At 73.3% G+C, this 15832-nt stretch carries 15 protein-coding genes; 10 read left to right on the forward strand and 5 right to left on the reverse strand.

Translation table 11 applies throughout. The features are described 5' to 3' along the window. The first annotated feature begins 134 nt into the window (after nt 1–134). On the forward strand, nt 135–1001 hold the full coding sequence (locus VF468_26635) for a class II fructose-bisphosphate aldolase (protein HEX5881866.1): 867 nt from the start codon (nt 135–137) through the stop codon (nt 999–1001). On the opposite strand, the gene VF468_26640 is transcribed toward VF468_26635, so the two are convergent. Next, nucleotides 962–2968, reverse strand: a complete 2007-nt coding sequence (locus VF468_26640; GenBank protein HEX5881867.1) for a DUF5107 domain-containing protein — start codon at nt 2966–2968, stop codon at nt 962–964. The two genes, VF468_26635 and VF468_26640, sit on opposite strands and share 40 nt — an antisense overlap. On the opposite strand from VF468_26640, the gene VF468_26645 reads away from it, so the two are divergent. Beyond that, nucleotides 2967–3692, forward strand: a complete 726-nt coding sequence (locus tag VF468_26645) for an HAD family hydrolase (GenBank protein ID HEX5881868.1) — start codon at nt 2967–2969, stop codon at nt 3690–3692. The two genes, VF468_26640 and VF468_26645, sit on opposite strands and share 2 nt — an antisense overlap. Here the strand turns inward: VF468_26645 and VF468_26650 are convergent. After that, nucleotides 3640–4722, reverse strand: coding sequence for a glycosyltransferase family 4 protein (locus tag VF468_26650; protein ID HEX5881869.1), 1083 nt, complete (start codon nt 4720–4722; stop codon nt 3640–3642). The two genes, VF468_26645 and VF468_26650, sit on opposite strands and share 53 nt — an antisense overlap. Between VF468_26650 and VF468_26655 the strand changes: the two genes are divergently transcribed. Next, nucleotides 4712–5794, forward strand: a complete 1083-nt coding sequence (locus VF468_26655; GenBank protein HEX5881870.1) for a glycosyltransferase family 4 protein — start codon at nt 4712–4714, stop codon at nt 5792–5794. The genes VF468_26650 and VF468_26655 overlap by 11 nt on opposite strands. Here the strand turns inward: VF468_26655 and VF468_26660 are convergent. Both VF468_26660 and VF468_26665 read right to left on the reverse strand, forming a co-directional pair. Further along, nucleotides 5773–6156 carry a 6-carboxytetrahydropterin synthase gene (locus VF468_26660; GenBank protein HEX5881871.1) on the reverse strand — a complete coding sequence of 128 codons (384 nt, stop codon included), beginning with the start codon at nt 6154–6156 and terminating at the stop codon, nt 5773–5775. The genes VF468_26655 and VF468_26660 overlap by 22 nt on opposite strands. Before the next feature lie 27 nt (nt 6157–6183). Then, nucleotides 6184–7176 (reverse strand): zinc-binding alcohol dehydrogenase, encoded by a 993-nt coding sequence (locus VF468_26665; protein ID HEX5881872.1) that lies wholly within the window; start codon nt 7174–7176, stop codon nt 6184–6186. Between the two features lie 95 nt (nt 7177–7271). Between VF468_26665 and ribA the strand changes: the two genes are divergently transcribed. From ribA to VF468_26695, 6 genes are read left to right on the forward strand one after another with little or no spacing between them, the layout of a single operon-like run. After that, entirely contained in the window at nt 7272–8609 is a 1338-nt protein-coding gene (gene ribA / locus VF468_26670; protein HEX5881873.1) for a GTP cyclohydrolase II RibA, read from the forward strand. Nucleotides 8610–8617: 8 nt separating this feature from the next. After that, nucleotides 8618–9562 carry an FkbM family methyltransferase gene (locus tag VF468_26675; protein HEX5881874.1) on the forward strand — a complete coding sequence of 315 codons (945 nt, stop codon included), beginning with the start codon at nt 8618–8620 and terminating at the stop codon, nt 9560–9562. Nucleotides 9563–9595: 33 nt separating this feature from the next. Next, the gene (locus VF468_26680) at nt 9596–9931 is read left to right on the forward strand and encodes a metalloregulator ArsR/SmtB family transcription factor (GenBank protein HEX5881875.1); all 336 of its coding nucleotides are present in this window, start codon (nt 9596–9598) and stop codon (nt 9929–9931) included. Then, nucleotides 9928–10440: an SRPBCC domain-containing protein gene (locus VF468_26685; GenBank protein ID HEX5881876.1), complete on the forward strand. Its 513-nt coding sequence runs from the start codon at nt 9928–9930 to the stop codon at nt 10438–10440. The genes VF468_26680 and VF468_26685 overlap by 4 nt, the downstream gene beginning before the upstream one ends. Further along, nucleotides 10437–11318: an alpha/beta hydrolase gene (locus tag VF468_26690; protein HEX5881877.1), complete on the forward strand. Its 882-nt coding sequence runs from the start codon at nt 10437–10439 to the stop codon at nt 11316–11318. Before VF468_26685 ends, VF468_26690 begins: the two co-directional genes overlap by 4 nt. Before the next feature lie 11 nt (nt 11319–11329). Further along, nucleotides 11330–11944, forward strand: coding sequence for a dihydrofolate reductase family protein (locus tag VF468_26695; protein ID HEX5881878.1), 615 nt, complete (start codon nt 11330–11332; stop codon nt 11942–11944). Nucleotides 11945–11954: 10 nt separating this feature from the next. Here VF468_26695 and VF468_26700 read toward each other — a convergent pair whose 3' ends face one another. Beyond that, nucleotides 11955–13073 carry a carboxylate-amine ligase gene (locus VF468_26700; GenBank protein HEX5881879.1) on the reverse strand — a complete coding sequence of 373 codons (1119 nt, stop codon included), beginning with the start codon at nt 13071–13073 and terminating at the stop codon, nt 11955–11957. Between the two features lie 186 nt (nt 13074–13259). On the opposite strand from VF468_26700, the gene VF468_26705 reads away from it, so the two are divergent. Continuing rightward, a partial coding sequence (locus VF468_26705; GenBank protein ID HEX5881880.1) for an AAA family ATPase occupies nt 13260–15832 on the forward strand: 2573 nt, incomplete at its 3' end.

Below are 15832 nucleotides of genomic sequence, written 5' to 3' on the forward strand. Positions count from 1 at the left end.
CGGCGCACCATGGCCCGATCGGCTGCGCGATGCCGTTGCATTGTCGGCTGCGGCCGTGCTCCAACCGACGGCCGGGATCATCGATCTGCGCGACTACCGTCGGTTCGTCCCCCAGATCCTCGTGGAGGAGCGCCATGCCCCTGGCCTCGACCGCTGAGATCGTCACCTCCGCGGCGCGCGACCGTCGCGGCGTCGGCGCCTTCAACGTGGTCCAGCTCGAGCACGGGCAGGCCATCGTGGCCGGTGCCGCCCAGGCCGGCGCCCCGGTGATCCTCCAGGTCAGCCAGAACACGGTCCGGTACCACGGCGGCCTCGAGCCGGTGGCCCTGGCGACCCTTGCCATCGCCGGGGGCGCGAGCGTGCCCGTGGCGGTCCACCTCGACCACGCCGAGTCGCCGGAGCTGGTGCAGGAGGCCGTGGGGCTCGGCTTCACATCGGTGATGTTCGACGGGTCCAGGCTCCCCTACGAGGCGAATGTCGCCGCCACGGCCGAGGTCGTGGCCCAGTGCCACGCCCGTGGCGTCTGGGTCGAAGCGGAGCTGGGCGAGGTCGGCGGCAAGGACGGCGCGCATGCGCCAGGGGCACGCACCGACCCGGAGGAGGCGGCCCGCTTCGTGGCCGCGACCAAGGTCGACGCCCTCGCCGTCGCCGTCGGCACCTCCCACGCCATGCTCACCCAGGAGGCCACGCTGGACTTCGAGCTCATCGGACGGCTCGGCGCCGGCGTGGAGGTCCCGCTCGTCCTGCACGGCTCCTCGGGCGTGTCCGACCCCGACCTGACGCGGGCGGTCGCCGCGGGGATCACCAAGGTGAACATCTCGACGCGCCTCGGCAAGGTGTTCACCGCCGCCGTGCGCACCTGCCTCGAGGAGGACCCGTCGGTCGTCGACACCCGTATCTACCTCGGCACGGCCCGCGAGGCCGTGGTCGCCGAGGTGCGCCGCGTCCTGGAGGTGCTCGGTCAGGGTCGGGCGGCTCCGCCGTCCAGCCGGAAGTCGTAGATGAAGGGCACGTCCGGCCGGGGGCCCGCCGCCCCGGGAGGTGCCTGGTGGACGGCGAGCCAGAGATCGGAGAGCGAGACCTCGCCTTCCCGCAGGTCGGCGATCTCCAGACCGCCCGCGAGGATGGACGCGGCACGCCCGACGTCACCGTGGAGCATAGCGGCCCGCGCCTCCAGGAACCGGAACCTCCCGGCGAACGACGACGGCGGCGCCGTCTGCGCGAGCGCGATCGCCTCCGGGAGGCGGTCCGCCACGATCAGCGCCTCGATCGCCTCCACCCGGAGCTGCGGGAGGTCGGGCATCAGGTCCAGCGCCCGCAGGTACTGCTCGGCCGACCGCCCGGAAGCGCCCATGAGGCCGCTCGCGGCCGCGAGGTTGCGCAACGCGAGCCAGCAGTCCGGCTCCAGCGCGTACGCCGCCTCCCAGGCCTCGACGGCGGCCTCGCGCTGGCCGGCGCTCCACCGGACGACCCCCCGGTGCAGCATCGACGCGGCCGAGTCGGCCGCCGCTTCGAGCAGGCCGGACCAGGACCCGCCGACGACATAGGAGCGCGGCGTTCCAGACGGCAGGGTGCCCGTTTCCAGCAGGGCGATCCACGGCTCCTGGTCGTCCCCGAGGCTGGATCGGGGGAACAGGCGGTCGATGACGGGCGAGGGCGGCTCCCGCGCCACCTCGCGCCGCAGCGACTCCAGCGCTCCCCATCCCGAGCCGGCGTGCACCCGCTCGCCTTGCCGGTTGTCGCCGGCCCGTGCGCCCCCGCCGCGCGCGAACTCGGCCTGCGCCTCGGCGGCCGCCGGCTCCAGGCACTCGACCGCGTCGGCCCACTCCCCGTGCACCGCGTCCGCGGGGACCGAGACCGGTCCGTAGACCTCGGTCCACGACCAGCTGGCTCCTGGGCCGAGCGGAACGTGCTCGAGCTGGGTCCTGGTCAGGCCGCCCTGGATCTCGAAGTAGGACTGGGTGGAGCCGGTGAGGAACTCCTGCCAGCGACGCCCGCCGGGACTGTTGCCCCAGGTGAACAGCTTCCGCCCATGGAGCCGTCCGGTGGACACCTGCAGCAGGCCGACGCCGGCCGCGTCGACCGCCGCGATCCAGGGGAGCCTCCCGGGGTCCAGCTCGAAGAAGTGGTCGGCGGTCCGCGTCGCCGCGAGCGGATAGGTGGGGTCGGGCCCGCCGGGCCCCGGTACGGGAACGCGACGGAGCCGTCGCGCGTAGGTGAACTCGAACGCCGAGCGGCTGGGGACCACGACCCGGGTGCCGGGGGAGCTGGCGACCGCCACGTTCGACCACCAGTAGACCGGCACGGCATGGGCGTTCGGGTTGGTCACCTTGACATCGACCGCCAGGCGGCGCGACCTGGGTCCCAGCCTGAAGTCCACCTGGTAGACGAGCTCACGCATACGCTCCCACTCGTAGATGCGAAGGCCTGGAGCGCCATCGGGGAGCTCGAGGGAAGCTGCGTGGACGGGCGAGCATGTCAATGCCGTATGTCCTGTGGTTCCCAGGTTCCACTCGACTCCGCCCGGGAACCAGGCATTTCGCAACCCGAGATTGCCGAGCTGTATCCGGTCGTTGTTGTAGAGAAGCTCTCGACCGCCGACCTTGTCCTGCAGCGACCAGAGCCGGCCACCAAAGTCGAGAAGAACAATGGCGAGCAGATGGTCATTCTCGAGGGTCGCCACCCTGGTCTCCTGTGGCACGAGCTCGCGGGAGTAGTCATCCTGCAGCAGGTACGGCAGCACGCTGCCCACGTTTCCGTAACGGATGTTGCGCGTCATCTCCGCGTCCAGCCCGGTGCAATCGATGTCGTCGTGCAGATCCCCGAGAAGGCGCAACGGAGGAAGAGGATTTACGCTCCCCCGCCGTGGCGCAGACAAGACGATCGAACGGACATCGAGGACCGTCATTTTTCTCCCAGCACCGTCGTTCACCTGAACCTGCAGGGTCTCACCTACACTGACCTGCATGGTGGGCCACCGGGATGATGAGCGCCTCGAGACCGGGGACGGCGTCCGTCACGTGGTCTGGGACTGGAACGGGACGTTGTTCGACGACCACGTCGCGGTGGTGGCGGCGATCAACGACGCGCTGGCGTTGCTGAGCCTCCGGCCGATCGACTCCGACACCTTCCGCACGCACTTCACCCGGCCGGTCCAGCGGTTCTATGAGCAGGTGGCCGGCCGTCCCATCGAGCCGGGCGAATGGCACATCCTCGACGAGGCCTACCACGACAGCTATGCCGGCCGGCTGGAACGCCTCCGGCTGGCCCCCGACGCCTGGGCGGCGCTGGCGGCCGCCGAGACGGCCGGGCTCACCCAGTCGTTGCTGTCGATGTGGCGCCACCAGGACCTGGTGTCGCTGGTCGAGCGGCTGGAGATCGGCCGTTTCTTCCGCCGGGTGGATGGGCTGCGCGCGCCTGGTGGGGGCGGCAAGGCCGAGCACCTGGTGGCCCACCTGGCTGCGCTCGAGGTCGAGCCCTCGGCGGCGCTGCTGGTGGGAGACGCGCTCGACGACCTGGCGGCGGCGCGGGCGGTCGGCGCCCGCTGTGTGCTGTACGACGGAGGCGCACATCACCGGCACGCGCTCGAGGCGGCCGGCGTCCCGGTGGTCGAAACGCTCACCGCCGCCGTGGCCGCGATCACAGCGTCTCGTAGGCGGCCAGGCAGCGCTCGGCGCAGGCCCGCCAGGTGAACCGCTGCACGACCAGGTCGCGGGCGTTGGCGCCCAGCCGGGCGGCCAGGCGGCGGTCCGACAGCAGGCGTGCGAGGCCCTCGGCGAGCGCCTCGGTGTCGCCGGGCGGGACCAGGAACCCGGTCTCGCCGTCCACGACGACCTCGGCCAGCCCCCCGATCCGGCTGGCGACCACCGGGGTCCCGCTGGCCATGGCCTCCAGCGCGACCAGGCCGAGCAGCTCGGAGACGGGGACGTGCCGGCCGTAGCAGGTCCGGTCGACGGACGGGAGGGCCAGGACCGCGGCCCGCCGGTACAGGCCGGGCAGGTCGGGATCCGGCACCGGACCGAGGAAGGTCACGTCGTGGTCCTGGGCGAGCCGGTGCAGCAGCGCGGGATAGTCCCGCTCGGGTGGGCGGGGGTCGTGGCCGGCGCTGCCCGCGATCCGGAGCCCGGCGCCGGCGGGCAGGGCGCGGATCAGCCGGTCGATCCCCTTGTGCGGGGTCAGCCGCCCGACGAACAGGACACCGTCCCGGTCGGCGCCGGGCACGGGGGTGAACCGCCGCGTGTCGGCTCCGCCGTAGATCACCTGCGTCCTCGCCGGGGGGGCTCCGAGCAGCTCGGCGGAGCATCGGGAGACGGCCAGGAAGCGGTCGAACAGCCGGTGCACGAGCCCGCCCCAGGTCCTGCCGAGCAGCCCGTGGTCGGTGACGGCCGTGCCCGCCCCGAGGACGCGGGCCGTGACCGCCGACATCCGGGTGGGTACGCTCCTGAAGTGATGGGCGTGGACGACCTGGGCGCGGGTGAGCGCCGCGGGGAGCAGCGGGGCCACCGGCTGGGCAGGGTGGCCGCGCAGCCAGGCCACCGGCCGGAGGACCCGGACGCGCAGGCCACCGTCGGCTCGCCACGTGGCGGGCCGCGGGCCGAAGGTGACCAGCTCGCAGTCCACCTGGTCGGCCAGGGCCCGGGCCAGCTCCAGGGGATAGCGCTCGCCCCCGCCGTACAGCCCGTCCGGCCCGAACACGCTCGGAGCCACGTGGATGACCCGCATCCTCACCGTCTCCCTGGTCACGCTGGGTGACCCCGGCCGCCTGACCGGCGGCTACCGCTATCATCGCCGCATGGCGGAGCTGGCGCCGGCCTGCGGCGCCGCCGTCCGTTTCGTCTCCTTCCCCGACCGCCCCTTCCCCCTGCCGGCATCCTCCGGCCCGGCCGTGCTGCGCCGGGCCAGGGCGGACGTCCTGGTGCTGGACAGCATCGCCGCCGCCTTCCTCGGGCCCTGGCTGCCCCGGCGGCCCAGGACGCCGCTGGTGGGCAGCCTCCACCAACCGCCTGGAGGGATCGATCACGGGCCGCTGCGGCGGGCCGTCCAGGCCCCGGTGGACCGGCTGGCCTACCGCCGCGCCCGCCTGCTCCTGGTGGCCAGCCAGGCCCTCGGCGACGAGCTGGCCGGCCAGGGGTATCCGCCCGAACGGATCCGGGTGGTGCCGCCGGGCCACGACCTGCCCGCCGCTCCGGCCGGCCCGCCGGTCGACCTCCGCCAGGGTCGCCAGGCGAGCCTGCTGTGTGTGGCCAACTGGGTGGAACGGAAGGGCCTCCTCGACCTCCTCGAGGCCGTGGCCCGGCTGCCGGACGGGCTGGCCACCCTGCACCTGGCCGGGGACGACCGCGCCGATCCCCGCCATGGAGCCCGCGTGCGGGCCAGGCTGTCCCGGCCGGACCTGGCCGGGCGGGTGGTCGTCCACGGTCCCCTGGCCGCGGAACGGGTGGCCGCCCTGTACCGGGGAGCCGACGTCTTCGTGCTCCCCAGCCTGCGGGAGCCCTATGGGACCGTCTGGGGGGAGGCCATGGCCGCGGGGCTACCGGTGGTCGGCTGGCGGGCCGGCAACCTGCCCCACCTGGCCGAACATGGCCGGGAGGGGCTGCTCGCCAGCCCCGGCGACGTGGACGCCCTGAGTGTCGCCCTCGCCCGCCTGGCGGGTGACGAGGACCTGCGGCGAAGGATGGCGGCGGCCGCCGGGAGGCGGGCCGCCGCCCGACCGACCTGGGCGCAGTCGGCGGCACTGTTCTTCGCCGCCCTCCACGAGACGGCCGCGACCGGTCAGGCCACCGGGCCGGCGTAGCCGCCGAAGTCCGAGGGCGACTCCCACACCCGGACCGCGAGCGTGTCGCCTCCGGCCCGCCGCAGCGCGGGGACCAGGCTCTGGTGCGCCCAGCGGGCCAGGACCTCCACGGTCACGGCCTCGGCCGCGGGCGGGCGGATCTCCTCCAGGTCCTTCCCGTCGATCCGGGCCACGATCGCCTGCAGGGCGGCCCGGAGCGCATCCAGGTCACAGACCATCCCGTGCTCGTCCAGCTCGTGCCGCCCGACCACGACGTCGATCCGGTAGTCATGGGGGTGCAGCTCCCCCTCGGGCCCTTCGACCGGCATCTGGTGCAGCGCCCGGACCGTGACGCTGGATCCCACCTCATATCCGACACTCATCGACCTCTCCCGGATCACTCGGCGTCCTCAGTCATACCGGAGGGCGGCATGGATCAGACCGCCTTCCTTCCGGTCCGCGCAAGCGTAGGCCTCGGCGGCCTGCTCGAAGGCGAACGCGTGGGTGGCCAGGACCGGCAGGGGCAGCTCGCGGGCCAGCCGCCATGCCAGCTCGGCCCGGCGGCGGCGGTCCCACCTGGCGGTGAGGGCGGCCGGGAGGGTGGAGACCTGCGTGCTGCGCAGGGCCAGCCGCCGGCGGTGGAACGCGGCCCCCAGGGGCAGGGGCACCGGCTTGGTGCCGTACCACGAGCAGATCACGGCTGTTCCCTCGTGGGCCAGCAGACCCAGGGACCCCGCCAGCGCCTGCGGGTTCCCGCTCGCCTCGACCACCAGGTCGGCGCCGCGCCTCCCGGTCTCGGCGGCCACCACCTCCGGCACCTCGCCGGGGTCGATGGCCCGGACACCGAAGGCCCTGGCGGCGGCCTGCCGGGCCGGCTCCGGATCGGACCCGAGGACCACCGCCCCGGTCCGGGCCAGGAGCACCGCGACCAGGATGCCGACCGCACCCAGGCCAACGACCACGACCGTCTCGCCCAGGCGCGGGGAGGCGTCGAGGCAGACCTGGAGGGCGGTCTCGACCGCCGGGTACAGGGTGGCGGCCCGCGGGTCCAGGCCGTCGACGTCGACGACCTCCCGGGCGTCGGCCACGAACCGGTCCTGATGGGGGTGGAAGGCGAAGACCCGCTGCCCCTCCTGGAAGGGGGGAGCCGGCTGGACGACGCGGCCGACCGCGCTGTAGCCGTAGCGGAACGGGTAGGTGAAGGTGCCGGCCAGGGCGCCCAGGGTCTCGTCCAGGGGCAGGTCCGGGTCGACCTCACCCCGGTAGGCGAGCAGCTCGGTCCCGCTCGAGATCCCGGACCACTCCGTGGCCACCAGCACGTGGCCCCCGGACACCTCGGGAAGCTCGACCTCCCGCAGCTCGACCCGTCGAGGGGCCACGAAGTGGACCGCACGGGCCTGCATGGCAGCCACCTCTCCCCACCACCCGATCGACCGTCGGCCGGACCGGAGACCGCCCATCTTGATTGCACCCCTGGCAAGTGTGCAATCTGGCGGACATGGTGCAACCCAAGGAGGTCGCTCACCTCGTCCTGCCGACCTGGGCAGGAGAGTTCGACCTCCGGGTGTTCGAGGGGGCGTCGGGCGACGTCTACCTGCTGTTCGTCTACGGCGAGATCGGGGACGGCCGCGACGTTCTGGTCCGCCTGCATTCCGCCTGCCTCACCGGCGACGCGTTCGGCTCGCTCCGCTGCGACTGCGGCCCCCAGCTGCAGCTGGCCATGCGGCGGATCATCGCCGAGGGCCGGGGAGCGCTGGTGTACGCCGCCGGCCACGAGGGCCGGGGCGTTGGGCTGGTATCCAAGCTCCAGGCCTACATGCTGCAGGACGAGGGCCACGACACCGTCGAGGCCAACCGCCGGCTGGGCCTGCCGGTCGACGGCCGTGACTTCCGGGAGGCCGTGCACATCCTCCAGGCCGCTGGGGTCCGAAGCTCCCGCGTGCTCACCAACAACCCCGCCAAGGCCAGGGCGCTGGCCCGGGAAGGCGTCATCGTCGAGCGCCAGGTGTCGCTGCAGACCGCCCCGCACCTCCGCAACCGCCGGTATGTGCAGACCAAGCAACAGCGGCTCGGCCACCGGGCCCCTGGTGGAACGCTCCTGACGGGAGACGGCTCGCTCGACGGCGACGGGCAGGCGTTCGACGCCACCGCGCTGCTGGGCGAGGTCGGCTCCCCCATCGACCGCCCCTATGTGGTGCTGAAGTACGCCCAGACGCTCGACGGCCGGATCGCCACCGGCGGCGGGGACTCGAAGTGGATCAGCGGCACGCAGGAGCGCCGCGTCTCCCACGCGCTCCGGGCGGCCAGCGACGCGGTGATGGTCGGAGCGGGCACGGTGGTGGCCGACGACCCGCTGCTGACCGTGCGCATGGTCCCGGGTGCCTCGCCGATCCGGGTGGTGCTCGACTCCACCCTCCGCGTCCCGCCGGAGGCGCAGGTCTTCGGCCCCGACGCGGCCACCATCGTCCTCACATCGCAGCGGTCCGACCCCGACCGGCGGGCGGCCCTGCGCCTGCGCGGGGTGAAGGTGGAGGTCGTCGGCCAGGCGCCGGACGGCATCGACCTCGCCGACGGGCTGGCCAGACTCCGTTCCCTGGGAATCCGCTGCCTGCTGGTCGAGGGCGGGTCCCGCGTCATCACGTCGGCGCTCCGGGAGCAGCTGGCGGACCGGGCGGTGGTGGCCGTGGCCCCGATCCTGCTCGGCAAGGGGACGGATGCCGTCGGGGACCTGGGAGCCAGCCTGGTGCGGGATGGGCTGCGCCTGCTGAACCGGACGGTCCACCAGCTGGGAGAGGACCTTGTGGTCGCCGGGGACCTGGACTGGGCCCGGGACTGACGCGGCGGATGGCGGCCGGTGTCGTCCGGCGACTTCCCGTCACGGTCGCCGACCGGCTCCGTGGCCCGGTCACCGCGCCGCCGCGCTCACGACGTCGCCGCGCCCACGACGCGCTGCTTCAGGTGCTGCGGCGCGGCGGTATCCCCGCCGGAGTGACCACCTTCACGCTTCGCGACAACCGGGACCTCAGGTTCGTCAATGCCGAGTCACTGGTCCTCCACCAGCTGTACTGGTTCGGGGAGCAGGGCTGGGAGCCACAACTCCTGCCCTGGTGGCGACACTTCTGCCGCCGCTCCTCAGCCATCCTCGAACTGGGCGCCAACGTCGGCTACTTCACCGTGCAAGGGGCCAAGGCAGGGCCACAGGCGCGCTACACCGCCGTCGAGCCCTACCCGTTCTCGGCCCGCGTGTGTCGCGCCAACCTCGAGCTCAACCACGTCAAGTCGGTCGAGCTTGTCACGGCGGCGGCCGTGGCCCACACCGAGCCGGCGGTCGAGCTGCACGTTCCCGGGGACCAGCTGGCCACCCCCACCGTCGCCTTCATCAGGGCCGGCACCGAGCTGCCGGAACCGATGAGCCGTCGCGTCAGGCAGACCATCTCGGTCCCGGCCGTTGACGTGCGGCCGTTGCTGTCCGGCATCGATCTCTTGAAGCTGGATGTGGAGGGACAGGAGCATGCGTTGCTCGCGGCGAGCCGCGAGCATCTGCGCGCCCGCAGGCCGACGGTCTTTGTCGAGGTGCTGCCGGGAACCGCGAGGCTCCGGCGCCTGATCGCGGAGCTGTGCCGCGACGACGGCTTCCACTGCTACGTGCCACATGCCGGCTCCCTGGTCCGGCTCGAGGCGCCAGACATCCTCGACGCTCCCCTGCTCGATCGGTACGGCGGCCAGGACGTGATCCTGTCCGCTGAGCCACATCTGGACCGGTGGCAGGCGTCGTCGAGGCCACCTTGACAGCGGCCTACATACAACCTTATGGTTGTATCAATGCAGACGACCCTCGACTTCGATCGCGTGTTCCGGGCGCTGGCCGATGCCACCCGGCGGGACATCGTCCGCCGGGCCATCGCGGGTGAGGAGGGCGTCGCCGAGCTGGCCGAGCACTACCCGATGAGCTTCGCGGCGGTGCAGAAGCACGTCGCGATCCTCGAACGGGCCGGCCTGGTCACCAAGGTCCGCATCGGGCGCCGCAAGGTCGTCCGCACCAATGTCGAGGGGCTCCGCCGTGCGCGACGCCTGCTCGACCAGTACGAGGAGCTGTGGCGCGGGCGGCTCGACCGGATGACCGCCCTCGTCACCGACACGAAGGAGGCCGACGCATGACCGTCACCGCCGTCCGCAAGGACCCCCAGGCATTGACCATGGCCATCGATGCCGAGTTCGACGCCTCGCCGGAGCGGGTCTGGCAGCTCTGGGCCGACCCGCGTCAGCTCGAGCGCTGGTGGGGCCCGCCAACCTACCCCGCCACCTTCACCAAGCACGACCTGGCGCCGGGCAGCCGCGTCGAGTACCACATGACCGGTCCCGAGGGCGACCAGCCGCACGGCTACTGGGAGATCGTCGAGGCCAACCCGCCGCGGTCGCTCGTGTTCCGGGACGGCTTCGCCAACGACGACGGCTCGCCGAACACCGATCTGCCGCTCACCACCGCCCGGGTCACGATCGAGGAGATCGGCAGCGGACGGACGCGGATGTCGATCGAGAGCCTCTTCCCCAGCACCGAGGCGATGGAACAGGTCCTCGCGCTGGGCGCCGAGGAAGGCCTCAAGCAGGCCGTCGGTCAGATCGACGCCATCCTGGCCGAGGACGCCACCTCGAGGAGCGCACCGTGACCAGCAGGACCACCCAGCTGACAACCCACACCCTTGACGTCCCCGGGGCCTCGCTGACCTATGACGTTCGGCGCAACGACGCCAGCACCGAGCCGATCCTGTTGCTGATCGCCTCGCCGATGGGCGCCGGCGGCTTCGGCACGCTGTCGCAGCACGTCTCCGACCGCACCGTGGTCACCTACGACCCACGCGGCGTCGAGCGCAGCGCGAAGACCGATCCGGCCAGCCCGGTGACGCCCGACGTCCACGCCGACGACCTGCATCGGCTCATCCAGGCGATCGGCGGCCCGGTCGACCTGTTCGCCAGCAGCGGTGGCGCGATCAACGCGCTCGCCCTCGTGTCCAGGCACCCGGAGGACGTGCGGACGCTGGTCGCGCACGAGCCGCCGCTCGCCTCGATCCTGCCCGACCGCGAGCACGCGATGGCGGCCAGCCGTGCCGTCCAGGAGACCTACCGGCGCAGCGGCTGGGGCGCCGGGATGGCGCAGTTCATCGCCGTCAGCAGCCATGAGGGACCGTTCACCGCCGAGATCGCCGGCCAGCCGGGGCCCGACCCGGCGATGTTCGGCATGCCGGCCACCGACGACGGCTCGCGCACGGACCCGCTCCTCGGCCAGAACCTGGTCACCTCCACCCACTACGAGCCCGACTTCGACGCCCTGCGGTCCGCGTCGACACGGATCGTCCTGGCCGCCGGCGAGGAGTCCGAGGGCCAGATGGCGAACCGGGGCGCCTTCGCCGTCGCCGAACGGCTCGGCACCAAGCCGGTGATGTTCCCGAGCAACCACGGCGGCTTCCTCGGCGACGAGTACGGCCAGCCCGGCCAGCCGGAGGCCTTCGCGGCCAAGCTCCGCGAGGTCCTGGCCGCCAGGGCGTGAGGAGGACGCGCATGCAGCTCACCGTCACGGCCTTTCTCTCGGTGGACGGCGTCCACCAGGGCCCGGGCGGTCCGGACGAGGATCGCAGCGGCGGCTTCGACCGGGGCGGCTGGCTCGTCCCCCACTTCGACGAGGCGACCGGCCAGTTCATCGACGAGGTGTTCGAGCAGGTGGACGCGTTCCTCCTCGGCCGGCGCACCTACGACATCTTCGCCGCCTCCTGGCCGAACGCCACCGATCCGGACGACATGGTGGCGAGGCGCCTCAACACGCTGCCCAAGTACGTCGCCTCGACCACGCTCGAGGACCCCAAGTGGGCCAACACCACGGTCCTCGAGGGCGACCTCGCCTCCGCCGTCCGGGAGCTCAAGCAGCGCGAAGGCCGCGAGCTCCAGGTCCACGGCAGCGGCGCGCTCGTCCGGTTCCTGCTCGGCAACGACCTCGTCGACCGCCTCAACCTGCTGGTGTTCCCGGTGATCGTCGGCGCCGGCCGGCGCCTCCTCCCGGACGAGGGCATCGCGACGGGCCTGGCGCTGGACGAGTCGCGGACCACGCCCTCGGGTGTGACGATCTCCGTGTACCGGCCCACCGGGCGCCCCGAGTTCGGGTCGGTCGAGGTGACCTGATCCCGAAGACCTAGCCTGGGATCGGCACGCCGGCCAGGGTCTCGCCGGTGAGGTGGTCCACGACGGCGCGCATGTCGCCGCCGCTGGCCTGGTGGACGGCCAGCTGGCGGTCGGCGCTGGTGCCCTCGCGCAGGATGGTGTGCACGTACTCCACGTCCTTGCGGGAGCCGAGCTCGTCGACCACGTCGTCGACGAACTCCACCAGCTCCACGGCCAGATCGCGCATGGGGACCTCGCGCTGCTTGCCGAAGTCGATCAGCTTGCCGTCCAGGCCGTGACGGAAGGCCCGGAACTTGTTCTCGTGGATGAGCTGGGGCGGGTACTTGCGGAAACCCAGGTTCTGGCCCCGGAGCTTGAGCAGCTTGGCGCAGATGGCCTGGACCAGGGCGGCCAGGCAGATGACCTCGTCGACCCTGGTCACCGCGTCGCAGATGCGGAACTCGATCGTCGGGTACTGCCAGTGGGGCCGCAGGTCCCACCAGATGCTCTTGCCGGTGTCGATCGTGTTGGTCTTGACCAGCAGGGCCACGTAGTTGTCGAAGTCGGCGTGCGAGCTGAACTCGGGCGGGATGCCGCTGCGCGGGAACCGCGACCAGATGACGCTGCGGTACGACTTGAGGCCGGTCCTCCGGTTCAGCCAGAACGGGCTCGAGGTCGACAGGGCGAGCAGATGGGGCAGGAAGTAACGGGCCTCGTTCATGACCTCGATGCGGGCCTCGGGGTCCTGGATGCCCACGTGGACGTGCATGCCGAAGATCAGCAGCTCCCGGACCAGGTCCTGCATCTGGTCCTCGAACAGCTTGTAGCGCTCCATCTCGGTGATCCGCTGGTCCTGCCAGTGGGAGAACGGATGGGTGCCGGCCGAGGCGATCCGCAGCCCCTCCGGGTTGAGCAGCCCGGCCAGGCCCCCGCGCAGCCGCAGCACCTCGGCCCGGGCCTCGGTGACGTCGGCGCAGATCCTGGTGCCCACCTCGACCACCGACTGCAGCATCTCGGCCCGCACGTCGTCGACCAGCGAGCTGGACTGGGCGGCGGCCAGCAGGGTCTCGATGTGGGCCTTCAGCTCCCCGCCGGCGTCGACGATCTGGAACTCTTCCTCGATGCCGATCGTAAGCGGCTGCTGGGCCATCGGAACCTCCCCGGCGTGGCGGCTGGCAACAGCATGCCCGCCAAGCGGACCCGAAACCAGGCTGAGGGACCGCGTCGGTGGAGCCGGGCCAGGTTCCGCCCCTTGCCCTGGTGCCGCGAACCCCCGAGCATGAGGATGCTGTTGGGTACGTTGGGTACGTCAGGGCCGGATCGGACGGGCAGGGGGATGGCGCAGATCCCCTCGGTGGCGGACGGGCTGCTGCAGGGAACCGCGGCCGGTGGGGCGGCCGGGCTGGCCGTGGGCTCGCCGGGCTGGTTCGCGTGGCTGGCCGACGACGCCGCCCGGTCCTTCTCGTTCCGGTCACCGTCGGGTGCCTACACCGCCCGCAAGGAGCGCCGCAAGCGCGGCGGCGCCTACTGGGTCGCCTACCGCACCGCCGCCGGCCGCCAGCACAAGGTCTACCTGGGCAGGGCCGAGGACCTCACGCCCGAGCGCCTGGCCGGGGCGGCGGCCACGCTCGCCGGACGCATCACCAACGCCGGTCCTGGCGCGTCGCCAGACCGGGTGGACCATGGGGCCGGCGGCCTCCTGCTGCTGACCACCAAGCTGTTCGTGCCCCGGCCCCGCCCCGACCTGGTCCCCCGGCCCCGGTTGCTCACCCGCCTCGACGCCGGCCTGGACGCGGGCCGGTGCTCGCTGCTGGCGGCGCCGGCCGGTGCCGGCAAGACCAGCCTGCTGGCCGCCTGGCTCGCCCAGCTGGACCGCCCGGTCGCCTGGCTCACCCTCGACGAGCGCGACCAGGCGGCCGACCAGGTGCTCCGCTACCTGGTCGCCGCCTGCCAGACGATCGCGCCCGCCTGCGGGCGGAGGGCGTTGGCCTGGCTCGACGCCCCCCGGCCACCGCCGCCCGAGGTCGTGGTCACCGAGCTGGTCAACGACCTGGCCGCCCTGCCCGCTCCCAGTGTCCTGGTCCTTGACGACTACCACCTCGTGCGCGCCCCGGCCGTCCACGCCGCGGTCGCCTTCCTGCTCGACCACCTGCCACCGACCCTGCATCTGGTGATCGCCAGCCGCGAGGACCCGCCGCTGCCCCTGCCGCGGCTGCGTGCCCGCCGCCAGCTCGTCGAGGTCCGGGCCGCCGACCTGGGCTTCAGCGTCGAGGAGGCGGCCGCCCTGCTGGCCTCGGGCATGGGGCTGCGACTGCCCGAGGCGCAGGTGGCGGTGCTGGTCGAGCGCACCGAGGGCTGGGCGGCCGGGCTGCAGCTGGCCGGGCTGGCGCTGCGCGACCGGCCCGACCCGGCGGCGTTCGTGGCCGCCTTCACCGGCGGGCACCGGCTGGTCGCCGACTACCTGATGGCCGAGGTGCTGGACCGCCAGCCGGCCTCGACCCGACGCTTCCTGCTGGCCACCAGCGTGCTCGACCGGCTGTGCGCCCCGCTGTGCGACGCCCTGCTGGCTCCCGACGCCGGGGACAGCCAAGGGGTCCTGGAGGAGCTGGAGCAGGCCAACCTGTTCCTGGTACCGCTGGACGACGAGCGGGTGTGGTACCGCTACCACCACCTGTTGGCCGACGTCCTGCGCGCCCGCCTGGCCCGCGAGGCCAGCGCCGATGCGGCGGCCTCCCTCCACCGGCGGGCCGGCGCCTGGTTCGGCCGGGAAGGGCTGCTGCCGGAAGCGATCGGTCACGCGCTGGCCGGCGACGCCGCCGAGGACGCGGCGACCTGGATCGAGGCGCTGACGCCCTCGATGTTCGCGACCATGAGCATCCACCAGACGCTGGCGGCCTGGCTGGCGGCACTGCCCGAGCCGGTCCTGCGCACCCGGCCGCTGCTCTGCCTGGCGCAGGCCTGGCTCCTGATCCACCGCGTCGACCTGGGACCGGCCGCCGCCTGGATCGAGGCGGCCGAACGGGCGCTCCCGGCGGCCGACGACGCCCGCCCCGGACGTGGCGCGGTCGCCGCCACGCGCGCCTACATGGCCACCGTCGTGCCGGACACGGCGCCGGACCACGCCATCGCGTGGGCGGAGCGGGCGCTGGCCGACCTCCCGCCGGACGACGTGGCCTTCCGCGGCATCGCCGGCCTCAGCCTAGGGCAGGCCGCGCTCGCGTTGGGCCGGCTCGACCGGGCCGAACAGGCCTTCGCGGAGGTCGCGGCGGCCGAGCGGGCGGCCGGCCTGGTCCAGGGCAGCCTGACGGCGACCACCCAGCAGGTCAACGTCCAGCGGCTCCGGGGCGCCCGCCGGCAGGCGCTGGCCACCGGCCGGGCGGCCCTGGCCTGGGCCAGCGAGCACGCCGTGCCCGCGACCGCTGGGCGGCTGCGGACGGTGCTGGCCGAGCTGCTGCTCGACGAGAACGACCTGACGGCGGCGTGGCCGTTGGCGACCGAAGGGCTGGCCGCCCCGCGCGAGTTCGGGAACGCGCCGCCGCTGGTGCTGCTCGCGAGCCTTCCCCTGGTCCGGCTGCGACTGGCCCAGGGTGACGCGGCCGCGGCAGGAGCCGTGCTGGCCGAGGTCCGGCCGCTCATCCAGCACGGGCCGTTCGCGATGGTGGCGCAACTGCTGGAGGCGGCCGAGGCGAGGGTGGGCCTCGCCCTGGGTGACGGAGCCGCCGCCGTCGCCTGGGCCAGCGCCGTCGCCTGGGCCGCCCCGGTCGAGCCGGCAATGCTGGCGGACGCGCTCAGGTTCGGCGCCGCCGGCGTCGAGGCCGCGGTCGTCACGCCGGCGCGGGTCCTGGTCGCCCAGGGGAGGGCCACCGGCGACGCCGCCCTGCTCCGGCAGGCCGAGCGCGCCCTGGAGGC

This window comes from Actinomycetota bacterium, assembly GCA_036280995.1.
Classification (GTDB): Bacteria; Actinomycetota; CALGFH01; order CALGFH01; family CALGFH01; genus CALGFH01.